The following is a 20,128-nucleotide window of genomic DNA, read 5'->3' as shown; positions in this document are numbered from 1 at the left end:
GGTTTTATCCGAGTCCGGCGGCCGGCCGGCGACGTGCGGGCGACGAACAGTTGAACCTCCGGTCCCTGGTGCGGCCCGGACTCGCCGACTAGGTTCGGCTGCGGCCGTACCGACCGGCCGGTCCGAACGAGGAGGTCCGGATGCGAGCAGCCGTGCACACCGCCGTGAACGAGCCGATGACCATCGAGGAGATCGCCGACCCGCATCCGAAGGCGGGCGAGGTCGCCATCGACGTGCTCTCGTGCGGCGCCTGCCACTCGGATCTGCACGTGCTCAAGGGAGAGCTGCCGTTCCCCACTCCGGCGGTGCTCGGGCACGAGGTGGCCGGGGTGATCTCCGAGGTCGGCCCGGAAGTGAGCGGGGTGCGCGTCGGCGACCGGGTGGTGACCAGCTTCATCATGCCGTGCGGCCGTTGCGCCCAGTGCACGCGCGGGAATTCGGAGATCTGCTTGGAGTTCTTCGCGCACAACCGGGCGAAGGGCCTGCTCTACGACGGGCAGACCCGGTTGTTCCGGCCGGGCGGCGAGCCGGTGTGGATGTACTCGATGGGCGGCCTCGCGGAGCGTTCGGTCACTCCGGCGACTTCGGTGTACCGGGTGCCGGACGAGGTGGAATTGGCCGATGTGGCTTCGGTCGGCTGCTCGACGATGACCGCGTACGGCGCGCTGCGGCACGCCGCGGACGTGCGGGTGGGCGACGCGGTGGCGGTCGTCGCGGCCGGGGGCGTGGGCAGTTCGCTGATCCAGCTGGCGGCCCGGTTCGGCGCCTCGATGATCGTCGCGGTGGACATCGCCGACGACAAGCTCGAAGCGGCCCGGAAACTGGGCGCCACGCACACCGTGAATTCGTCCGATGTGGACGCTCCGGAGGCGATCCGCGAGCTGACCGGCGGGCGCGGCGTCGACGTGGCCTTCGAAGCGCTGGGGAGCACGGCCACGTTCCGCGTGGCCCGCGATTCCGTGGTGGAGGGCGGCCAAGTGGTGGTCGTCGGCATCGCCCCGAAGGGCAGCGTCGGCGAGTTCGACCTGGCCACCATCGCCCGCCGGAAACTGCAGATCAAGGGCTCCTACGGCGCGAAGCCGCAGCGGGACATGCCGGTGCTGCTGGACATGGTGGCCCGCGGGCAGCTGCGCCCGCAGGACGCGGTGAGCCGCCGCTTCGGATTCGACGAGGTGCAGGACGCCTACGACGCGCTGAACCGCCGCGAGATCCAGGGGCGGGCGGTCATCGACATCGCGTGATCAGCTCCACTGCTCGGTGTCGAGGCATTCCAGCAGCGCGGCGTTGTCGTTGATGTCGATCCCGGCGCGCGGCTCGCCCAGTTCGAACGTCGAGAGCTGGAATTTCCTTGTCACCAGTTGAGGAATCTGATTCGCCACCGCATCGTTGTTGATCTCCATACGCCATGGATACCGATGATCAACACGACTGCCAAGGACACGATCAGGTGCCGTCGCCGAACGGCGCTCAGTCCAGCGGATGGCGCCAGCGCAGGCCCGGGTAACGCGCGAAACCCCGGTCGGCAGTGATCCACTCCGCACCGTGCTCGATCGCGATCGCAGCAAGGTAGGCGTCGGGCACCTGATTTCCCGACGCTTCCGCCTTGCGGCACAACTCGGTGAAGATCTCCCAATGTCGCGGTCCGGGCTCCAGCGCTACGAAGGCCGGGGCTGTCCGGATTATGGCGATCTCTTCCAAGGCCTCCTCCGGGGTGAAACGCCGAGGAAACAGCCTGGGGTTCGTGATGATCCGCAGGTATCCGCTGCAAACAAGGGACGGAATTCCGAGCGGAGTCATCCCGTTGAGCGCATCCTCCAGCCACGCTGCGTACTCTTCGTGACGAGGCACAGAGGCGTTATGCGCATTGATCAAGATGTTGACATCGCATGCGATCACGCCTGCTTCTCCATGAATTCAAGCAACGCGGCGTTATCGTTGAGGTCCACGCCAGGATTGGGCTTACCCAAGTCGTAGGTGCGCAGCCGGAATCGTGCGCGCTCGGGGGCAGCCTGCTGGGTGCGTCGCAGCTCTCCAACCCGAACATCGTCCTCGATCAGTGCGCTCACCGTCGTGTTTTCCTGGGCAGCCCTGACCTTGAGCTGGTCCAAGAGTGCATCATCGATCGTAATGGTGGTTCTCATGCACCCAAGAATACGTCGCCTGCATCGTGATGCACCATGGCTCGATCGGGTGCCGGATCACTGCTCCGGCGGGTAGCCCTCGGGGTGGCCGAGCTGGTCGTACAGGCGGCCTTCGCGCATCCGCTTCGCGACGTCGTGGCGCAGGTACAGCATGTAGCCCCACACCGCCGCGAACAGCAGTCCCATGATGCCCACGGCGGGGTGCACCAGATAGCAGGCGATCATCGCGACCTGCAGCACCAGCGCGAACCCGAGCCCCCACGGCTTCCGCTGGGTGAACCCGGCGATCAGCATGAGCACGGTGAGCGCGCCGACCACGGCGAACCCGGGGCCGGTGACGCCGCCGCCGAACTGCCACACGACGGGGAGCGCGAGCCCGAAGGTGATGAACTCCATCACCAGGGTGCCCGCCATGATGCCGCGCAGCCCCTTCCACGGGTCGCGCACGCCTTCGGGCGCGGTGGGCAGCGCCCAGAAGGAACGGGGCTCAGATCCGGACTCGGTCACAGTGGCTCCTTGCCGAACAGTGCTCGCCCCTCACCGGCGGTCACCACGGACCCGGTGATCACCACGCCGCCACCGGAGACGGTGTCGGAGTCGTCGGTGGTCTCCTCCGCCATCTGGATGGCGGTCTCCACGGCGTCGTCCAAGCGCTGCTCCACGACGATGCGGTCCGGGCCGAAGATGTCCTTGGCCAGGGCCGCGAGCTCGTCGGGATCCATCGCGCGCGGCGAGGAGTTCTTGGTGAGCACGACTTCTTCCACGACGGGTTCGAGTTCCCGCAGCACTCCGCGCACGTCCTTGTCGGCCAGCACGGCGATCACGGCGACGAGGCGGCGGAAGGAGAACTCGGAGCTCAGCGCGTCCGCGAGCGCGCGGGCGCCGTGCGGGTTGTGCGCGGCGTCGACGAGCACGGCCGGGGCGGCGCGGACCCGTTCCAGGCGACCGGGCGTGATCACGCCGGCGAACGCCTCCTGGACGGCTTCGACGTCGAGCTGCTGGTCGGCACCGGCACCGAAGAACGCCTCCACGGTCGCGAGCGCCAGCGCGGCGTTGCGGGCCTGGTGCTCCCCGTGCAGCGGCAGGAAGATCTCGTCGTAGGTGCCGCCCAGCCCTTGCAGCTTGAGCATCTGCCCGCCGACGGCGACGGTGCGCGAGAGCACGCCGAACTCGTTGCCCTCGCGGGCCACGGTGGCGTCGACCTCGGCGATCCGCTCCATGATCGGCGTCTGCACCTCGGCGGTCTGCGCGGCGAGCACCACGACCGATTCCGGTTTGATGATCCCGGCCTTCTCCCGGGCGATGCCGGCGAGGTCGGTGCCGAGGTAGTCGGCGTGGTCCAGCGCGATCGGGCACAGCACCGCGATGTGCGCGTCGGCGACGTTGGTGGCGTCCCAGCCGCCGCCGAGGCCGACTTCCAGGACGGCGGCTTCGACCGGGGCGTCGGCGAACGCGGCGAAAGCCATGCCGGTCAGCACCTCGAACTTCGACATCTTCACGTCGTGGTTCGAGTCCACGATGGAGACGTAGGGCGCGATGTCGCGGTAGGCCTCGACGTAAGCGTCCGGGCTGATCGGCTTGCCGTCGATGCTGATGCGCTCGGTGGCGAGCTGCAGGTGCGGGCTCGTGTAGCGCCCCACGCGCAGGCCGATGCGGGTGAGCAGCGCGTCGACCATCCGCGAGACGGACGACTTCCCGTTGGTGCCGCCGACGTGCACGACCTGGTAGTTGCGCTGCGGATCGGCCAGCAGGTCGGTGAGCGCCCTGATCCGGTCCAACGACGGCTCGATCTTCGTCTCCGGCCAGCGCTCGTTGAGCTCGGCCTCCACGACGCGCAGCTCGTGCAGCGCACCGGACTCGGTGCCGGACAACTGGCACACTCCCCTACCCCGACGACAAACGTCCAGCTCAAGTCTACGTCGGAGGGTCCCCGCACCCGGCCCGCGCCCCCGGGACGTTGTGAGTGAACGGACCGTTCGCCCAATCCCGTCGGACGAACGGTCCGTTCACCTCAACCGCCCCGAGCGTCACGCCGGGAGGTCGAAGCGCCCGGCCTTCGCCTCGGAGAGGAACGCGCTCCAATCCGCTAACGGGAACGCGAACGCCGGACCCGAACGCTCCTTGGAGTCCCGCACGCCGACTTCGTCGGTCGTGATCCGGACCTCCACGCAGTTGTCGCTTCCGCCCGAGCTCCTGCTGCTCTTGAACCAACCCGTGTCCATCACGCCTCCTGGATGGACGCCGTCGAACGCAGGTCAGCGATCGAAGCGCCCCGCCTTCGCCTCGGAGAGAAACGCACTCCAGACCGGTAACCGGAACGCGAACGCCGGTCCCGAACGCTCCTTGGAATCCCGGACACCCACCCGGTGGCTGGAAATCCGCACCTCAACGCAATTGTCACTGGCAGCCGCACTCCTGCTGCTCTTGAACCAACCCGTGTCCATCACGCCTCCTCGAATGCCGCTAGAAATGATCACCGATCGAAGCGCGCCACCTTCACCTCGGCGAGGAACGCACCCCAGCTCGATAGCGAGAACTCGAACGCCGGGCCTGAACGCTCCTTGGAGTCCCGCACACCGACCGCATAGGCGGAGATCCGGACCTCCACGCAGTTGTCGCTCGCTCCGGAGCTTCGGGTGCGCTTGAACCATCCGCTATCCGCATCACGCGTCACAGCCACAGCTCCTCTTCCAGCCGCTCGATCAACTTCGGCGCTTCGTCCCTCGTGACCGCCAGTTCAGCGAGAGTCTTGAACGCATGTCGCAGCAGAGCGACGTCCGCGTCACCGTCGAAGTAGGTGGACGGGCCGAAAGTGGCGGAGGAGAACCCGACCGGCCCGCCCTTGTCTCCGAACTCGAACACGGTGAAGCCGCCACCCCGTGCCGGATTCCGCGTGCCGAACGGCAGAACCTGGACGGTGAGGTCATCGTGCAATTCCAAGAGCTCACGGAGATGCCGAAGCTGGGCACGCATGACGTCCTCCGAACCGACGACCGCCCGAAGCGCCTCTTCGGCCACTATGAAGTGCAGGGCCTTCACAGCTTCAGCACCGAACGCCTTCTCTTGCCGGTTCAGACGTGCGTCAGTCCGTCGCTCGACCTCGTCCTCTGACGCGTCCCACCACACGCCGTCGCCGTCCGCCATGAGCGCCCTGATGTAGTCGGGACACTGGAGCAAGCCCGGAACGATCGCCGCCTCGTAGCTGCACATGCCCACGGCACTCGCTTCCAGGTCGACAAAACGCTGGAACGAGCGCGGCAATGCGTCGGTGTAGGGCCGTCGAGGCTGTCGCTTGCGCGCCTCTGCGGCCAGCGCAAGGACCGCTGAGCGCTCATCGCCCTTTACGCCGTAAAGATCGAGCAGTGAGTCGAGATCGCCCGGGGTGATCGTGCTCTTGCCGTCCTCCAGCTCAGCAACCCGCGATCGGACCTTGCCCAGAACCTCCGAGGCTTCCTGCCTCGTCCGCTGAGCTTCCGACCTGAGCCTCCGCAACGCGAGTCCCAGTTGGCGGCGCTCCAACGTCTGTCGAACTCGGCCCATCAGCCGACCTCCTCGCGAGATCCAAAGGATCTCATTCGATCAGTTGATATACAAGTCCGATATCGGACTTTAACCTTAACTCCGATATCGGACCAGAACCCCGGAGGCGCAGCATGGCCCTGTACTTCGATACCAAAGTGTCCATCGAGTCCTTTGTGGACATGGAGGCCGGCGTGACGATGCGGCACGAGGTGGACGAGCTCAACGACCGGATCACGCTGGTCTTCGGCCGGGACGAGTTCGTCCTGCTGCTCGGCCGCGAAACACTCGAGTGCGTCGTCGAGGCGGGAAGGCTAGCGCTGGCGCAGCTCTCCGCTGCTGCCGTCTCGGAAGAATGATCCGCTCCCCCGCCGATGCCCCCAGAAGCGAACGGCCCGTTCGCCCAACGGGATGGGGCGAACGGGCCGTTCACTCAGAACCGCGTCACGCCGACGGCAGGGCCGCCAGGCGGGATTCGATGCGGGTGATGTCGGTCTGCGCCGTGTCGCGGCGGACCTTGATCTTCTCGACGACGTCGGCGGGGGCCTTGTCGGTGAAGGACGGGTTGCCGAGCTTCTTCTCGGTGCCCTCCAGCTCCTTGCGGGCCGCCGCGAGGTCCTTCTCCAGCCGCTTGCGCTCGGCCGCGATGTCGACCGCGCCGGAGAGGTCCAGCTCGACCGTCGCGGTGCCGCCGGTCAGGCCGATCTCCAACGACGCCGAGGACGTGAAGTCCTCGCCCGGCTCGTTGAGCTTCGCCAGCGACCGCACCGCGGGCAGGTGCCCGGACAGCTCCGGCTCGTCCAGCCCACCCAGGCGCGCGGCCACCCGCTGACCGGGCTTGAGGCCCTGGTCGGAGCGGAACCGGCGGATCTCGGTGATCAGCTTCTGGGCGGACACGATGCGCTGCGCGGCGCCCTCGTCGGCGGGCGTGCCCACGGCCTTCGGCCAGTCCGCGATGACCACGGACTCCCGTCCGGTCAGCGTCGTCCACAGCGTCTCGGTGACGAACGGGATCGTCGGGTGCAGCAGGCGCAGCAGCACGTCGAGCACGTGGCCGAGGACCTCGCGGGTGCGCTCGGCGCGCTCCCCGCCGCCGTCCAGCTGCACCTTCGACAACTCCACGTACCAGTCGCAGAACTCGTCCCAGGTGAAGTGGTAGAGCGCCTCGGTGGACTTGGCGAACTGGAAGTCCTCCAGCAGTTCGTCCACATCGGACGTGAGCTGGTCGGTGCGGTCCAGGATCCAGCGGTCCGCGTCGGTGAGCTCCGCGCGGTCCGGCAGCGCCGACGGCACGCGGGCACCGTTCATCAGCGCGAACTTGGTGGCGTTGAACAGCTTCGTGCAGAAGGAGCGCGAACCCGCGACCCACTCCTCGCTGATCGGCGCGTCCGCGCCCGGGTTCGCGCCGCGCGCCAAGGTGAACCGCAGCGCGTCGGTGCCGTAGGTGTCCATCCACTCCAGCGGATCGACCGTGTTGCCCGCGGACTTCGACATCTTCTTGCCGTGCGCGTCGCGGACCATGCCGTGCAGCGCGATCACGTTGAACGGCGCCACGCCGTCCATCGCGTAGAGGCCGAACATCATCATCCGGGCGACCCAGAAGAACAAGATGTCGTAGCCCGTGACGAGCACGCTCGTCGGGTAGAACTTCGCCAGGTCGGCGGTCTGCTCCGGCCAGCCCATCGTGGAGAACGGCCACAGACCCGAGGAGAACCACGTGTCGAGCACGTCCTCGTCCTGGCGCCAGCCGTCGCCCGAGGGCGGCTCCTCGTCGGGTCCGACGCAGACGACCTCGCCGTTCGGGCCGTACCAGATCGGGATCCGGTGGCCCCACCACAGCTGCCGCGAGATGGCCCAGTCGTGCAGGTTGTCGACCCAGTCGAAGTAGCGCTTGGCCATCTCCGGCGGGTGCACCGCGACGCGGCCGTCGCGCACCGCGTCCCCGGCGGCCTGCGCCAGCGGACCGACCTTGACGAACCACTGCAGCGACAGCCGCGGCTCGATCGGCTCCTTGGAGCGCGAGCTGTGGCCGACGCTGTGGGTGTAGGGGCGCTTCTCCGCGACGATGCGGTCCTGCTCGCGCAGCGCCTCGCGGACGGCGACGCGGGCCTCGAAGCGGTCCATGCCGTCGAACTCGGTGCCGGTGTGGGCGATGCGGCCCTGCTCGTCCATGACGGTGAGCATCGGCAGATCGTGGCGCCGGCCGATCTCGAAGTCGTTCGGGTCGTGCGCGGGGGTCACCTTGACCGCGCCGGTGCCGAACTCGGGGTCCACGTGCTCGTCGGCGACGACCGGGATGCTGCGGCCGGTCAGCGGCAGCTCGACGAGGGTGCCGATCAGGTTCCGGTAGCGCTCGTCGTCCGGGTGCACCGCGATGGCGGTGTCGCCGAGCATCGTCTCCACGCGGGTCGTGGCCACGATGATCTCGGCGTCGCCGGAGCCGTAGCGCATCGAGACGAGCTCGCCCTCGACCTCGCGGTGCTCCACTTCGATGTCGGAGATCGCCGAGCGCATCGCGGGCGACCAGTTCACCAGGCGCTCCGCCCGGTAGATCAGGCCGTCGTCGAAGAGCTTCTTGAAGATCGTCTGGACCGCGCGGGACAGCCCCGAGTCCATCGTGAAGCGCTCGCGGCTCCAGTCGACGCTGTCCCCGAGGCGGCGCATCTGGGACAGGATCGAGCCGCCGTGCTGCTCCTTCCACTCCCACACCCGCTCCAGGAACTTCTCCCGGCCGAGTTCGCGGTGGTCGACGCCTTCCTCGCGGAGCTCCCGCTCCACCAGGGCCTGGACGGCGATGCTGGCGTGGTCCATGCCGGGCAGCCACAGCGCTTCGTAGCCCTGCATCCGGCGACGCCGCGTGAGCACGTCCATCAGGGTGTGCTCGAACGCGTGGCCGATGTGCAGGCTGCCGGTCACGTTCGGCGGCGGGATCACGATCGAGAACGGCGGCTTGTCGCTGGTCGCGTCGGCGGTGAAGTACTCGGCGGCTACCCAGCGCTGGTACAGCTCGGCCTCGACGTCGGCCGGGTTCCAGCTCGACGGAAGTTCACGGGGCTGTGCGGTCCCGGAGGAGGTCTCCGGGAGAGGGGCGCTGGTTTGTGTCACGCACCGATTCTACGAACCGCCTCCGGCCGACTTACCGGGCCTCACCTCCCGCGTTGCGCCGGCCGTGTGAACCACGCCACGCGGGGAGTGCTCCCGCGACCTTGGAGGAGGACCCTGGTGGTCATGTCGCGCAAAGCCCCCGAACAGGACATCGACGAGTCGGCGCTGTCCACTCACGACCCGAAGGACCACGCCGCAGGCGTCAAGGCGGTGATGGTGTCGCTGCGCCGCAGCTGGGAACAGATGGGCGCGGGACGCACGATCAAGACGTTGCCGCTGCTCAACCAGCGTTCCGGTTTCGACTGTCCCGGCTGCGCGTGGCCGGACCCGCGCGAGGCCGACGGGGACAAGCGCAGCGTCGCCGAGTTCTGCGAGAACGGCGCGAAGGCGGTCGCCGAGGAGGCCACCACCCGGCGGGTCGACGCGGACTTCTTCGCGCGGCATTCGATCGAGGAGCTCGCCGGCAAGTCGGAGTACTGGCTCGGACAGCAGGGGCGGCTGACCCAGCCGATGATCAAGCGGTCCGGCGACACCCACTACCGGCCGATCGGCTGGGACGGGGCGCTCGACGTCGTCGCGGAGGGGCTGCGCGACCTGGACTCCCCGGACGAGGCGGCCTTCTACACGTCCGGGCGCACCAGCAACGAGGCCGCGTTCCTGTACCAGCTGCTGGTGCGCAGCTTCGGCACGAACAACCTGCCGGACTGCTCGAACATGTGCCACGAGTCCTCCGGTTCGGCGCTGACCGAGACCATCGGCATCGGCAAGGGCTCGGTGTCGCTGGCCGACGTCGAGCACGCCGACCTGGTCATGGTGGTGGGGCAGAACCCGGGCACCAACCACCCGCGGATGCTCTCCACGCTGGAGAAGGTCAAGGGCCACGGCGGCAAGATCATCGCGGTGAACCCGCTGCCCGAGGCCGGGCTGATGCGGTTCAAGAACCCGCAGAACGTGCGCGGCGTCGCGGGCAAGGGCACCGCGCTGTGCGACGAGTTCGCCCAGATCCGCATCGGCGGCGACCTCGCGCTGTTCAAGGCGCTGACGGCGCTGCTGGCGCAGGCCGAGCGGGACGCGCCCGGCACCGTGCTGGACCGCGAGTTCATCGAACAGCACACCCACGGCTTCGACGAGTTCTTCGCGCAGGCCACCGACATCGACTGGGACGCGACGCTCACGGCCACCGCGCTGTCGCGCGAGCAGATCGAGACGATCGCGCGGATGCTCATCGAGTCCGAGCGGACCGTGATCTGCTGGGCGATGGGCCTCACCCAGCAGAAGAAGGCCGTGCCGACGATCCGCGAGGCCGTCAACCTGCTGCTGCTGCGCGGCATGATCGGCAAGCCTGGCGCGGGCGTGTGCCCGGTCCGCGGCCACTCCAACGTGCAAGGCGACCGGACGATGGGCATCTGGGAGAAGATGCCGGAACCGTTCATGGCCGCGATGGAAGCCGAGTTCGGCATCCCCATGCCGCGCAAGCACGGCTACGACACGGTGGACGCGCTGCACGCGATGCAGGCCGGTGAGGTGAAGGCGTTCTTCGCCGTGGGCGGCAACTTCGTGTCCGCCACCCCGGACACGGCGGGCACCGAGCGGGCGCTGCGCAGCTGCGGGCTCACCGTGCAGGTCTCGACGAAGCTCAACCGCTCGCACGCGGTCGTGGGCGACACGGCGCTGATCCTGCCGACGCTGGGCCGCACCGAGCGCGACGTGCAGGCGTCCGGTCCGCAGTTCGTCACCGTCGAGGACTCGATGTCGGTCGTGCACGCCTCCCGGGGCAGGCTGGAACCGGCGTCGGACACCCTGCTCTCGGAGGTCGCGATCGTCTCCCGGCTGGCCCGGAAGCTGCTCGGCGACGGGCATCCGGTGCGCTGGGAGGAGTTCGAGAAGGACTACGACGCGGTGCGCAGGCACATCGCCGAGGTCGTGCCCGGTTGCACCGACTACAACGCGAAGGTCCGCGAACCGGACGGTTTCGTGCTGCCGCACCCGCCGCGGGACAGCCGCACGTTCACCACCGACACCGGCAAGGCGAACTTCACGGTGAACGAGCCGCAGCCGCTGGTGCTGCCGGAGGGCAGGCTGCTGCTGCAGACGCTGCGCAGCCACGACCAGTACAACACCACGATCTACGGGCTCTCGGACCGCTACCGCGGCATCGAGGACGCCCGCCGCGTGGTCATGGTCAACGAGAAGGACATCGCCGCGCTCGGCTTCGCCGACGGCGACCTGGTGGACCTCGTCTCCGAGTGGCCCGGCGAACCCGGCCCCGACGGTGAGTCCACTGTGGAGGAACGACGCGCGGAGCGGTTCCGCATCGTCGCCTACCCCACGGCCCGCGACTGCGCCGCCGCCTACTACCCGGAAGCGAACCCGCTGGTACCACTGGGCTCAGTAGCCGAGAAGTCCAACACCCCCGTCTCCAAGGCAATCACAATCCGCCTCGAACGAGCCACCGACTGACCCAGGCAGGTCGCGCGGCGACACCCACCACCGCGCGACCTCCCCACAACAACAACGCACCGCCTAACGGCCAAAGGCCGTGCAGCGGACGAACGAAGCAAAGTCCGCCTTGCTGCCAAATGCCATGCCTTTGCGGCGAAGCCGTGCAGTGGGCGGACGAAGTCCCGCCTGCCTTGCGGCCGAAGGCCGTGTCTAGCGGCGAAGCCGTGCCGTGGGCTGCGAAGCAAGCCTGCCTGGCGGCCGAAGGCCGTGCCTGTATGTGCGAAGCACATAGCCCACGTCGAAAAGCCCTCACCCGCGGGTTCTCAGCTGCTTCCTCGCGAGGAAGCAGCTGAGGTTCCGCCACCCGACCCCATAGCAAAACGAGCCGTCACCCCCAAGGGAGAGATCGGCACAGGCGGGGCGCGCGTGTGAGGTCACCGCCTGTGCCGATCGGGCCCGATCGTCGTCCCGCGGGGGGACAGCGTGCCGCGGCACGACGATCGGGCCGGCATCCGGTGTCCCAGCAGATTGCTCAGAACACCGGTGGTGCGGCGAGCGGGACGCGGAAGCGTCGCGAGGCACCAGGGGCACGGGTGGGCCGATGGCCGCGACATCTCCGCGGTCAGCACGACCAGCCCGCACAGCGCCCGGTATTGCCCTCGCCCCCCGGCCAGTCCCGCTGCCATTTCGACATCCCCCACGAAGTGGTCACGTCCGTCGTGGACATCGGTCACCCGGACCGGCCGGTCACCTCGTCGCCGCATACCTCCAAGCATCGGCACGCCCGCGACGGCACAACAGGGAGCACCGCGGGGCAACCCGGGGAACGTGCCGAAACAACCGGTGGCCTCGGCGGTTGGCGTACCCGCCGGGGCCGTTCAGGGCAACTTGAGGCAAGATCGGCGACTGTGCGGAATTGAGTGGATACACTCTGTATCCGTTGGGAGGCTGATCAACATGTCCCGCACCCCCCACGATCGGCGTCGGCCGGAGCGCAACGAACGGCTCCGCCGCGCCCGGGAAGCGCAGCCCTCGCGCTTGGCTCCCGGCGAACCGCTGTCCCGCGCGGAACTCGCCGCGGCGGTCAACGGCTACCTGCTGGAGACGACGGGCCACCGCTACGACCTCGACGCGCACCACGTGGCCAAGTGGGAGCGCGGCGCGGTGCGCTGGCCGACCGCCGCTTACCGCGCCGCGTTGCGCGCGGTGCTGGGAGCGGCCGACGACGCCACCCTCGGATTCCGCCCCAGGGGCGCGCCCGCGCCGCCGCCGGCTCCGGGCAACGGGTTGCCCGCCACCAGCGTCGAGGCGATCCGGGTCGTATCGGCCTCGTTCCAGTCCGCTGACCGGCGGGTCGGTGGCGGCAACCTCTACGAGACCGTCCGGCACTACTTCAACACCGTCGTGATGCCGCTGGTGCAGCAGAAGCAGGACGACGCGGACGTGCTGTCCGCGGCGGCCTCGATGATCGAGCTCGCCGGGTGGATGGCGCACGACAGCGGCAACGACGTGCCCGCGCGGGAGCACTTCCTCACCGGGTACCGGCTCGCCTCGGCCGCCGCCAACCACGCGCTGGTGGCGAACGTCTGCGCGTCGCTGTCGCACTTGTCGACGGAGATGCGCCAGGCGAAGGTCGCCGCGGATTACGCGCTCAACGGGCTCACCCACACCATGAACACCGAGGGCACCGGCCGTCTCGTGACGCGGCTGCACGCGCTGCACGCGAGGGCTTTAGCGGCGCAGGGCGATCGCACGGGCACCGAGCACCAGCTCGCCTTCGCCCAGGAGCGCCTGGCGCGCACCGACGACACTTGCCCGTGGATCGCCCCGTTCGACCACGCTTCGCTGGCCAGCGAGACCACCGAGTGCTGGCGCAGCCTCGGCGACCTGCGCCGCGGGGAGCTGCACGCCCGCGAAGCCGTGCAGCTGCGGCCGTCCGACCGGGTGCGCAGCCGGGCGTTGAGCCTGCTGGCGCTGGCGCAGGTGCTCTCCGACGCGGGCAGGCACGACGAGGCCGCGGATACCGGGACGACGGTGCTCGTCGAGGCGAGCGCGCTGTCGTCGGCGCGCGTGCACGACAGGCTCGACGCGCTGGCCACTTCTTTGCTGCCGCACCACCGGGTTCCCGGCGTGGCCGACTTCTTCGCCGCCCGCGCCGCGTACCCGCTCCGCGACTCCGCTTGAGGAGGGGGCGTCTGGAACCGAGTTCCGCGCAGGACGCCCACCTCGCGCAGGGCAACGCCCGGCAGGCCCGCAAGCGGGTCGCCGCCGACGTGCTGGTGCGCGACCGGCACGACCACGTGCTGCTGGTCGACCCGAGCTACAAGGACTTCTGGGACCTGCCCGGCGGGATGGCCGAGGCGAACGAATCACCTCGCCGCGCCGCGGTGCGCGAGGTGAACGAGGAGCTGGGCCTGGATCTGTCGGTCGGCCGTCCGCTGCTGATCGACTGGGTCCGTCCGCACGGCCCGTGGGACGACCAGTTGCTGTTCATCTTCGACGGCGGGCGGCTGCACCCGGACAGCGTCGAGGCGCTGCGGATCTCGGATCCGGAGATCACCCGCTTCCGGTTCGTCCCGGCCGTGCAGGCGAGGGCGCTGTTGCGGCCCGACATGTACGACCGGCTGCGCCGGGCGCAGCACGCCCTGCACTCGGACCGCACTTCCTACGTCGAGTGATCCGAGCCCGCCGACTCCGGCAGCCGCCCGAAGTCGGCGCGGTGCTCGCGCAGATCGGCCCAGGGATCGGCTTTCCGGGCCTCCGAACCCACGCCGTCCGAGGGGCGATCCGCCGGTAGTACCGGCGACGTCCCGCTCGGAGCGCGCGTCGGGGTACAGCACCTTGTCCGGGTGGGCGAGTTCGAAGCTCCTGCGCTCGACCTCCACGGTTGCGCGTCGTCCGCCGGGCTCAGCGCTCCCGGTCGGCGTCGGCGGCGAGGTCGTCGTTGGTGCGCCCGCTGAGCACCGACTCCGGGCGAGCCGGATCGCCGCCGCGGTCGGCGCCTTCGTCGTCGACCTTCACCAGCAGCCACTGCTCCCGGCCGCGCATCGGCGTGCGGGTCAGCGCGAAGGCGCCGGTGAGCTTCGAGCCGTCCAGCCGCACCTTCACGTGCCCGCGTTCGAGCGCGTCGGCCACGTCGATCGGCGTGCCGCGGTGCTCGGTCAGGTTCCGGTACGTCCCGGTGTCCCACACGACGACGGTGCCCGCCCCGTATCCCTCCGGGATGACGCCCTCGAAGGACGCGTAGTCCAGCGGATGGTCCTCGGTGGGGGTGGCTAGCCGCTTCTGCCCCGGATCCGTCGACGGCCCCTTCGGCACCGCCCACGACTTGAGGACGTCACCGACCTCCAACCGGAAGTCGAAGTGCGTCGTCGACGCTTCGTGGCGCTGCACCACGAAGCGCGAGCGCGCTGCCGCGGCCCCACCGGACGGTTCGCCCGACTTCGCCAGGTCCCGCTTGCCCCGGTACTCGTCGAGCCGGTCTCGTGCCATGCCGGAGCCGTACCCGGTGCGGCCAGCGACCACACCCGGCGGCTCCGGCCGCGGCGATCAGCTGCACTGCCAGAGGAAGCGCCCCTGCCCGGTGGACTCGTCGAGGAACGCGTACCCCACCCCGGCATCGCCGAAGTTCACGTCGAACGGCAGGTCGCCCGCGGTGTCGAACTGGCCGATGAACCGGAACGGCTCGCCGGGCGACTCGTCGCCCTGCAACCACTGGGGAGCGCCGAAAAGCCTGGTGGCGAAGTCGTCCACGTCGACCTCACCGTCGAACGGCTCGGTCTCCACCCGGTGGTCCGGGCCGAACGTCGGCCCCTTCGCGATCGTCGCGACCGGGTAGAACTCCGCGGGCTCACCGGGCTGCGCGAAGAACGCGTTCTCCCCGCCGTCGGGCTCGAAGGTGTCCACGACGTCCTCGTCGTCCTCCGGGTAGTCCTCGGTCAGGAACAGGTACGCCAGCCGCACCTGCTCGCCGGGCAGCCGGATCTGCCCGAGGAAGCGCATCGGCCTGCCGAGGGCCGCGGACATCGGCCACGCCGGGGCCTGCAGCCACACCGGTTGGCCGCCGAACTTCGTGACGGGTTCCTGGATGGGCACGTCCGACTCGACGAAGCGGAGGCTCAGGCGGGGTTGTGCACTGCTGTCGGGCATCGAGGTCCTTGCTGTTGCTGGCGGGGTTGCGCGGGCGCACCGCGCGCATCCGGCTTTCCGGGCGAGACCCTAGCGACCCGCACCGACCGATCCGGAAGGTTCCGCGCGAGCACACCCACCTCACACCCGAATGGAGCAGCACGACCCGATCAGCCCACCGCTCCGATCCGACGCCCGGACCGCACCCGCTGGAGGCCACCGCAGGCGGCGCATACTGGTCCACGGCATCCGAGCAGCGCCGACCGAGGAGGCCGCGATGGGACGAGTCACCGTCCGCCGACCAGTGCTCCGCGTGACCGAGAACGGGTCCCGCACCCGGCCGGACACCCTGGCCGCCGAGGAGCCGCTGGAGATCCGCATCGACGGCCGGGCGCTGTCGGTCACGATGCGCACCCCCGGCAACGACATCGAGCTCGCCCACGGCTTCCTGCTCACCGAGAGCGTCATCGCAGACCGGGAGGACGTGCGCAGCGCCCGCTACTGCGACAGCCCCGGACCGGACGGGCGCAACACCTACAACGTGCTCGACGTGCTGCTCGCGCCCGGCGTCGAACCGCCGGACACCTCGATCGAGCGCAACTTCTACACCACCTCGTCCTGCGGGGTGTGCGGGAAGGCCGCGCTGGACTCGGTGCGGCTGAGCACCCGCCACTCCCCCGCCCAGGACCCGCTGCTGATCAGCCCCGAGACGCTCGCGGACCTGCCGGACCGGCTGCGCGCGGCGCAGAAGGTGTTCGACTCCACCGGCGGCCTGCACGGCGCCGCGCTGTTCGACTCCGAGGGCGGGCTGCTGGTGTGCCGGGAGGACGTGGGCAGGCACAACGCCGTGGACAAGGTCCTCGGCTGGGCCGTGCTGGAACGCCGCGTGCCGCTCGAAGGCTGCGTCCTCATGGTCTCCGGCCGCGCCTCGTTCGAGCTGGTGCAGAAGGCCGCCATGGCCGGAGTCCCCGCGCTGGCCGCGGTCTCCGCGCCGTCCTCGCTGGCGGTCGAACTGGCCGAGGAGCAGGGCATGACCCTGGTCGGCTTCCTGCGCGGAACCTCCATGAACGTCTACACCGGAACCCACCGGATCACCGAACGAACCCCGACCTCGGTCTCGTAGGAAACGCCAGGCAGGACGACACTCCTGTCATCCGTGTCCTGTCAGCGGCGAAGCCGCTGAGCGGCGACCACCCTGCCCACCGGCACCGCAGCGGGTTCTCAGTCGTCTTCTCACGAGTACAGCTTTTTCTCTCGTGGCGGAGCCACTCGGGAAAAAGATCCCGCAGCGAGAAGAACGCTGAGGTTCCGCCACCCGGACACCAACGCAGCGCGACCGAGACTTCACCCGTGATCAGCGGTGTCCGGGGCGTAGCCGCCGATGAAGTCGACGACCTCCGGTAGCGCGAACCGGTAGTAGCGGCTGTTGTGGCCGCCGGGGGTCTTCACCGACGCCACTTCGGGCTTGGCCTTCCGCACGAACTTGCGCGTCCCGCTGATGAACCTGTCCCGCGTGCCGCACCACACCCCCAGCGGCACGTCCTCCAGCGCGGCGATGTGGCGCATGGGGTCGATCGCGCTCCACTCGGCCTCGTCGAGGAACGCGCGCCGACGCGCCATCTCCGGCCAGCTGGTGATCAGCGCGGGCGACACCACCGCGGTCGCGTTGACCGGGCTGTCGAGCTCGTTGCGGCGGCGGGTGTAGAGCAGCGCCCCGAAACCGCCCATCGAGATGCCCGCCACGGCGAACGGCTGGCCGTCCCGCCCGCCGAGTCCGCGCTCCCCCAGCCAGCGGGGCACCTCGTCCAGCAACATCCACATCGGATCGTCCCCGGACCGCTGGTGCCAGTAGCTGTTGCCGCCGCCGTCGACGGCGAGGATCGCGAACGGCGGCACCTTGCCCGCCTTCACCGACGAGCTCAACCAGGCGGGCACCCCACCGGAGGACCTGCGAGCGTCACCGAACCGGCCGTGCAGCAGCAGGCACACGGGCAGCCCGGCGCGGGGCACTCCGCTCGGGTACATCGTGACCAGGTCCACTTCGCGGTTGCGCGCCTGCGAGTGCACGGTCTCGACCGACACGTTGGTCTGCTTCGCCAGTGGCACGGGTTGCGGCGGCATCACCGCGCCCCCGGAGTCGCTGCTCAGCCCCAGCCCCAGCGCACCTGCTCCGACCAGGCCGGAAGTGAGCAAGGTCCGCCTGTCGGGCATCGGGACTTTCCGCGGCTCCCCGCGCTGCATGGCACCTCCGCTTCGTTCTCCCCGAACCGTTCATCGTGCCAATGGCCACCGGCGCTACCGGAAGCCCCCTGCACCACGGAGAGCTCACCACCCCGAACCAGGAATCCCGGGTGGACCGTCTTGTGATCGCGCGACCTGTGAGCGCTCCGGCCCGGTGGCCGCCGCCGGTCCGCGGTGGACCGGTCAGCCGACGCCCTCCGGCACCGGCGACCAACCCGCCGCGCGCGGCGCGGAGCCGAACCGGTCCGCCACCGGCACCGAGCCGTACAGCACCCAGCGCAGCAGCGCGGGCCACGGCCCGTAACCCGCGGCCGTGTCCAGCCCTCGGCCGTCGGCGAGCACGTCGAGTTCGACCCGCAACCGGTGGGACAGCGCGTGCGCCGCGCGCACCGATGACGCCGGGTCGTCGGCTCCGACGACCATCCGGGTCGGGCCGCCCGCTTCGCGCAGCGCCGGCGCGTCCGGTTCACCCGGCACGTCCGCCCGCGTTCCCGGCGTCCGCGCCTGGGCGTCCGGCGCGACCAGCAGCACCCGATCGGCCCGGCGGACTCCTTCGGCCGCCGACCGCCGCGCCCCCAGGGTAGCCGCGTGCCGCAGCCACGACGCGGCACCGCCGCGGTGCGCGACGACCGCGAGTTCCGCTTCCGGGGGTGTGCGGGCCAGCCGCACCCGCAGCGCGGCGATCGGGTCGTGCGATTCCGCGGCGGGCGGGCAGGTGGTCACGACCGCGCCCGCATCGGGCAGCCGCGCCGCCAGCCACTGCTGCCAGTGCCACGGACCGGTCCTCGAATCGCCCGGCACCAGCAGCACGTGCAGCTCGCTCATCGGGCCACTCCCTGGGCATGCTCGAATCGGACGACTCTCCGATGAGCATGATCATGCATGGCCGCGGACACCGCTGGGGAATGCGCGGATCGCGCGCCTGCGGCTCACCCGCTTGCGGGACACCCGGACGTTTCCCGCGAGCACGAACCCGCGCCACTCCGCCTGAACTCGAGCCTGCGAAGAGAACTGCCGCCGCCCCACGAGGGGGACGGCGGCAGCGTTGCCATCAGGCGGACTTCTCGCGGCGCTCCCGCCGGGTGTTCTGCCTGGCCACGATCGTCGGGTTGACGTTCTCCCGCACCGTCTGCTCGGTGATGACGACCTTCGCGACGTCGGTGCGGCTGGGGATGTCGTACATCACCGGCAGCAGCACCTCCTCCAAGATCGCACGCAGGCCGCGCGCGCCCGTGCCGCGCAGGATCGCCTGGTCGGCGACCGCCTCCAGCGCCGTGCGGGTGAACTCCAGCTCGACGTTGTCCATCTCGAACAGGCGCTTGTACTGCTTGATCAGCGCGTTGCGCGGCTCGGTGAGGATCTGCACCAGCGACGGCTTGTCCAGGTTCGTCACGCTGGCCACCGTGGGCAGCCGGCCGATGAACTCGGGGATCAGGCCGAACTTGATGAGGTCCTCGGGCAGCACCTCGGAGAACCGGTCCGCGGAGTTCGCCTCCTCCTTCGAGCGCAGCTGCGCGCCGAAGCCGACGCTGGCCTTGCCGACCCGGTCCTCGACGATCTTCTCCAGCCCGGCGAACGCGCCGGCCACGATGAACAGCACGTTCGTCGTGTCGATCTGGATGAACTCCTGGTGGGGGTGCTTGCGACCGCCCTGCGGCGGCACGCTCGCCGTCGTCCCCTCCAGGATCTTCAGCAGCGCCTGCTGCACGCCCTCACCGGAGACGTCGCGGGTGATCGACGGGTTCTCGCTCTTGCGGGCGATCTTGTCGACCTCGTCGATGTAGATGATGCCCGTCTCGGCGCGCTTGACGTCGTAGTCGGCCGCCTGGATGAGCTTGAGCAGGATGTTCTCGACGTCCTCGCCGACGTAGCCCGCCTCGGTCAGCGCGGTGGCGTCGGCGATCGCGAACGGCACGTTGAGCATCTTCGCCAACGTCTGCGCCAGGTAGGTCTTCCCACAACCGGTGGGGCCCAGCATCAGGATGTTCGACTTCGCGAGCTCGACGTTCTCCTCGCGGCTGTCGCGCGTGCGCTCACCCATCTGGATGCGCTTGTAGTGGTTGTAGACCGCTACCGACAGGTTGCGCTTCGCCGGGTCCTGCCCGATGACGTACTGGTCCAGGAACTCGTGGATCTCCGTCGGCTTCGGCAGCTCGTCGAGCTTGACCTCACCGGCTTCGGCCAGTTCCTCTTCGATGATCTCGTTGCAGAGATCGATGCACTCATCGCAGATGTACACGCCGGGGCCGGCGATGAGTTTTTTCACCTGCTTCTGGCTCTTCCCGCAGAAGGAGCACTTCAGCAGGTCGCCGCCGTCACCGATACGTGCCATGACCGCTGACCCCGTCCCCTCCGGCACGCCGTCCGGTGACGTGCCTGACCGTATGTGCTCGTACCGACGGTACCTGCCGCTCCCCGAATTCGGGGAGACTCGCAGACTCCGCTACCTGCCAGTCTCCGGCATGCACCGGGCGCGGTGGTCGCCGAGGCCACCGTCCGGCGTGTCGCGACCGCCCGGCGTGCCGCCCCGCACAGCATCCCATTCTCCGGAA

21 protein-coding genes are annotated in these 20,128 nt (G+C 69.5%); 6 read left to right on the top strand and 15 right to left on the bottom strand.

Annotated features, from left to right (window positions below; genetic code table 11):
* The first annotated feature begins 140 nt into the window (after positions 1–140).
* Positions 141–1,241, top strand: a complete 1,101-nt coding sequence (locus tag ACWD38_RS04320; RefSeq protein WP_184477659.1) for a zinc-binding dehydrogenase — start codon at positions 141–143, stop codon at positions 1,239–1,241.
* On the opposite strand, the gene ACWD38_RS04315 is transcribed toward ACWD38_RS04320, so the two are convergent.
* The 9 genes from ACWD38_RS04315 to ACWD38_RS04275 form a co-directional block, all read right to left on the bottom strand.
* A complete protein-coding gene (locus tag ACWD38_RS04315) occupies positions 1,242–1,400 on the bottom strand; it encodes a hypothetical protein (RefSeq protein ID WP_184477658.1) in 159 nt (52 codons plus the stop codon).
* A gap of 67 nt (positions 1,401–1,467) precedes the next feature.
* A complete protein-coding gene (locus ACWD38_RS04310) occupies positions 1,468–1,896 on the bottom strand; it encodes a TA system VapC family ribonuclease toxin (protein ID WP_184477657.1) in 429 nt (142 codons plus the stop codon).
* Positions 1,893–2,141 carry a ribbon-helix-helix protein, CopG family gene (locus ACWD38_RS04305; RefSeq protein ID WP_184477656.1) on the bottom strand — a complete coding sequence of 83 codons (249 nt, stop codon included), beginning with the start codon at positions 2,139–2,141 and terminating at the stop codon, positions 1,893–1,895. Before ACWD38_RS04305 ends, ACWD38_RS04310 begins: the two co-directional genes overlap by 4 nt.
* Before the next feature lie 57 nt (positions 2,142–2,198).
* Complete coding sequence (locus tag ACWD38_RS04300) at positions 2,199–2,648, bottom strand: DUF4233 domain-containing protein (protein WP_343071229.1); 450 nt, start codon at positions 2,646–2,648, stop codon at positions 2,199–2,201.
* Positions 2,645–4,012 carry a bifunctional tetrahydrofolate synthase/dihydrofolate synthase gene (folC, locus tag ACWD38_RS04295; protein ID WP_184477655.1) on the bottom strand — a complete coding sequence of 456 codons (1,368 nt, stop codon included), beginning with the start codon at positions 4,010–4,012 and terminating at the stop codon, positions 2,645–2,647. Before folC ends, ACWD38_RS04300 begins: the two co-directional genes overlap by 4 nt.
* A gap of 156 nt (positions 4,013–4,168) precedes the next feature.
* Positions 4,169–4,363 (bottom strand): DUF397 domain-containing protein, encoded by a 195-nt coding sequence (locus ACWD38_RS04290; protein ID WP_184477654.1) that lies wholly within the window; start codon positions 4,361–4,363, stop codon positions 4,169–4,171.
* A 33-nt stretch (positions 4,364–4,396) separates the two neighbouring features.
* A complete protein-coding gene (locus ACWD38_RS04285) occupies positions 4,397–4,585 on the bottom strand; it encodes a DUF397 domain-containing protein (protein WP_184477653.1) in 189 nt (62 codons plus the stop codon).
* Positions 4,586–4,614: 29 nt separating this feature from the next.
* Positions 4,615–4,815: a DUF397 domain-containing protein gene (locus tag ACWD38_RS04280; protein WP_450123336.1), complete on the bottom strand. Its 201-nt coding sequence runs from the start codon at positions 4,813–4,815 to the stop codon at positions 4,615–4,617.
* Positions 4,812–5,681: a helix-turn-helix domain-containing protein gene (locus ACWD38_RS04275; RefSeq protein WP_450123335.1), complete on the bottom strand. Its 870-nt coding sequence runs from the start codon at positions 5,679–5,681 to the stop codon at positions 4,812–4,814. The genes ACWD38_RS04280 and ACWD38_RS04275 overlap by 4 nt, the downstream gene beginning before the upstream one ends.
* A gap of 113 nt (positions 5,682–5,794) precedes the next feature.
* Between ACWD38_RS04275 and ACWD38_RS04270 the strand changes: the two genes are divergently transcribed.
* A complete protein-coding gene (locus ACWD38_RS04270) occupies positions 5,795–6,019 on the top strand; it encodes a hypothetical protein (protein WP_450123334.1) in 225 nt (74 codons plus the stop codon).
* 85 nt (positions 6,020–6,104) lie between these two features.
* Here ACWD38_RS04270 and ACWD38_RS04265 read toward each other — a convergent pair whose 3' ends face one another.
* Positions 6,105–8,765: a valine--tRNA ligase gene (locus ACWD38_RS04265; RefSeq protein ID WP_450123333.1), complete on the bottom strand. Its 2,661-nt coding sequence runs from the start codon at positions 8,763–8,765 to the stop codon at positions 6,105–6,107.
* Between the two features lie 123 nt (positions 8,766–8,888).
* Here ACWD38_RS04265 and ACWD38_RS04260 point away from each other — a divergent pair, with 123 nt between their 5' ends.
* The 3 genes from ACWD38_RS04260 to ACWD38_RS04250 all read left to right on the top strand — a co-directional run bounded on the left by ACWD38_RS04260 (position 8,889) and on the right by ACWD38_RS04250 (position 13,885).
* Entirely contained in the window at positions 8,889–11,225 is a 2,337-nt protein-coding gene (locus ACWD38_RS04260) for an FdhF/YdeP family oxidoreductase (protein ID WP_450123332.1), read from the top strand.
* Positions 11,226–12,164: 939 nt separating this feature from the next.
* On the top strand, positions 12,165–13,391 hold the full coding sequence (locus tag ACWD38_RS04255; RefSeq protein ID WP_450123331.1) for a hypothetical protein: 1,227 nt from the start codon (positions 12,165–12,167) through the stop codon (positions 13,389–13,391).
* On the top strand, positions 13,388–13,885 hold the full coding sequence (locus tag ACWD38_RS04250) for an NUDIX domain-containing protein (RefSeq protein ID WP_450123330.1): 498 nt from the start codon (positions 13,388–13,390) through the stop codon (positions 13,883–13,885). Before ACWD38_RS04255 ends, ACWD38_RS04250 begins: the two co-directional genes overlap by 4 nt.
* A 229-nt stretch (positions 13,886–14,114) precedes the next feature.
* Here the strand turns inward: ACWD38_RS04250 and ACWD38_RS04245 are convergent, their stop codons facing one another.
* Together ACWD38_RS04245 and ACWD38_RS04240 are read right to left on the bottom strand one after the other, a co-directional pair.
* Positions 14,115–14,699 (bottom strand): DNA polymerase ligase N-terminal domain-containing protein, encoded by a 585-nt coding sequence (locus tag ACWD38_RS04245; protein WP_184477645.1) that lies wholly within the window; start codon positions 14,697–14,699, stop codon positions 14,115–14,117.
* A 57-nt stretch (positions 14,700–14,756) separates the two neighbouring features.
* Positions 14,757–15,356 carry a hypothetical protein gene (locus ACWD38_RS04240; protein ID WP_450123329.1) on the bottom strand — a complete coding sequence of 200 codons (600 nt, stop codon included), beginning with the start codon at positions 15,354–15,356 and terminating at the stop codon, positions 14,757–14,759.
* Positions 15,357–15,612: 256 nt separating this feature from the next.
* Here ACWD38_RS04240 and fdhD point away from each other — a divergent pair, with 256 nt between their 5' ends.
* On the top strand, positions 15,613–16,458 hold the full coding sequence (gene fdhD, locus ACWD38_RS04235) for a formate dehydrogenase accessory sulfurtransferase FdhD (protein ID WP_450123328.1): 846 nt from the start codon (positions 15,613–15,615) through the stop codon (positions 16,456–16,458).
* A gap of 221 nt (positions 16,459–16,679) precedes the next feature.
* On the opposite strand, the gene ACWD38_RS04230 is transcribed toward fdhD, so the two are convergent.
* The 3 genes from ACWD38_RS04230 to clpX all read right to left on the bottom strand — a co-directional run bounded on the left by ACWD38_RS04230 (position 16,680) and on the right by clpX (position 19,908).
* On the bottom strand, positions 16,680–17,546 hold the full coding sequence (locus ACWD38_RS04230; RefSeq protein WP_246456678.1) for an alpha/beta hydrolase: 867 nt from the start codon (positions 17,544–17,546) through the stop codon (positions 16,680–16,682).
* Between the two features lie 213 nt (positions 17,547–17,759).
* On the bottom strand, positions 17,760–18,401 hold the full coding sequence (locus ACWD38_RS04225; protein ID WP_450123327.1) for an RBBP9/YdeN family alpha/beta hydrolase: 642 nt from the start codon (positions 18,399–18,401) through the stop codon (positions 17,760–17,762).
* A 226-nt stretch (positions 18,402–18,627) separates the two neighbouring features.
* Positions 18,628–19,908 carry an ATP-dependent Clp protease ATP-binding subunit ClpX gene (gene clpX, locus ACWD38_RS04220; RefSeq protein ID WP_184477635.1) on the bottom strand — a complete coding sequence of 427 codons (1,281 nt, stop codon included), beginning with the start codon at positions 19,906–19,908 and terminating at the stop codon, positions 18,628–18,630.
* Positions 19,909–20,128: the final 220 nt, after the last annotated feature.

This window comes from Saccharopolyspora sp. NPDC002578 (assembly GCF_053592695.1).
This window is presented reverse-complemented; position numbering and strand designations above follow the sequence as displayed.

What these genes read in the sequence shown, in the direction of transcription:
- ACWD38_RS04320 (WP_184477659.1), top strand. Translation starts at nt 141, where the DNA reads ATGCGAGCAGCCGTGCACACCGCCGTGAACGAGCCGATGACCATCGAG.
- ACWD38_RS04315 (WP_184477658.1), bottom strand. Translation starts at nt 1,400, where the DNA reads ATGGAGATCAACAACGATGCGGTGGCGAATCAGATTCCTCAACTGGTG.
- ACWD38_RS04305 (WP_184477656.1), bottom strand. Translation starts at nt 2,141, where the DNA reads ATGAGAACCACCATTACGATCGATGATGCACTCTTGGACCAGCTCAAG.
- ACWD38_RS04290 (WP_184477654.1), bottom strand. Translation starts at nt 4,363, where the DNA reads ATGGACACGGGTTGGTTCAAGAGCAGCAGGAGCTCGGGCGGAAGCGAC.
- ACWD38_RS04285 (WP_184477653.1), bottom strand. Translation starts at nt 4,585, where the DNA reads ATGGACACGGGTTGGTTCAAGAGCAGCAGGAGTGCGGCTGCCAGTGAC.
- ACWD38_RS04275 (WP_450123335.1), bottom strand. Translation starts at nt 5,681, where the DNA reads ATGGGCCGAGTTCGACAGACGTTGGAGCGCCGCCAACTGGGACTCGCG.
- ACWD38_RS04270 (WP_450123334.1), top strand. Translation starts at nt 5,795, where the DNA reads ATGGCCCTGTACTTCGATACCAAAGTGTCCATCGAGTCCTTTGTGGAC.
- ACWD38_RS04260 (WP_450123332.1), top strand. Translation starts at nt 8,889, where the DNA reads ATGTCGCGCAAAGCCCCCGAACAGGACATCGACGAGTCGGCGCTGTCC.
- ACWD38_RS04255 (WP_450123331.1), top strand. Translation starts at nt 12,165, where the DNA reads ATGTCCCGCACCCCCCACGATCGGCGTCGGCCGGAGCGCAACGAACGG.
- ACWD38_RS04245 (WP_184477645.1), bottom strand. Translation starts at nt 14,699, where the DNA reads ATGGCACGAGACCGGCTCGACGAGTACCGGGGCAAGCGGGACCTGGCG.
- ACWD38_RS04240 (WP_450123329.1), bottom strand. Translation starts at nt 15,356, where the DNA reads ATGCCCGACAGCAGTGCACAACCCCGCCTGAGCCTCCGCTTCGTCGAG.
- fdhD (WP_450123328.1), top strand. Translation starts at nt 15,613, where the DNA reads ATGGGACGAGTCACCGTCCGCCGACCAGTGCTCCGCGTGACCGAGAAC.
- ACWD38_RS04230 (WP_246456678.1), bottom strand. Translation starts at nt 17,546, where the DNA reads ATGCCCGACAGGCGGACCTTGCTCACTTCCGGCCTGGTCGGAGCAGGT.
- ACWD38_RS04225 (WP_450123327.1), bottom strand. Translation starts at nt 18,401, where the DNA reads ATGAGCGAGCTGCACGTGCTGCTGGTGCCGGGCGATTCGAGGACCGGT.
- clpX (WP_184477635.1), bottom strand. Translation starts at nt 19,908, where the DNA reads ATGGCACGTATCGGTGACGGCGGCGACCTGCTGAAGTGCTCCTTCTGC.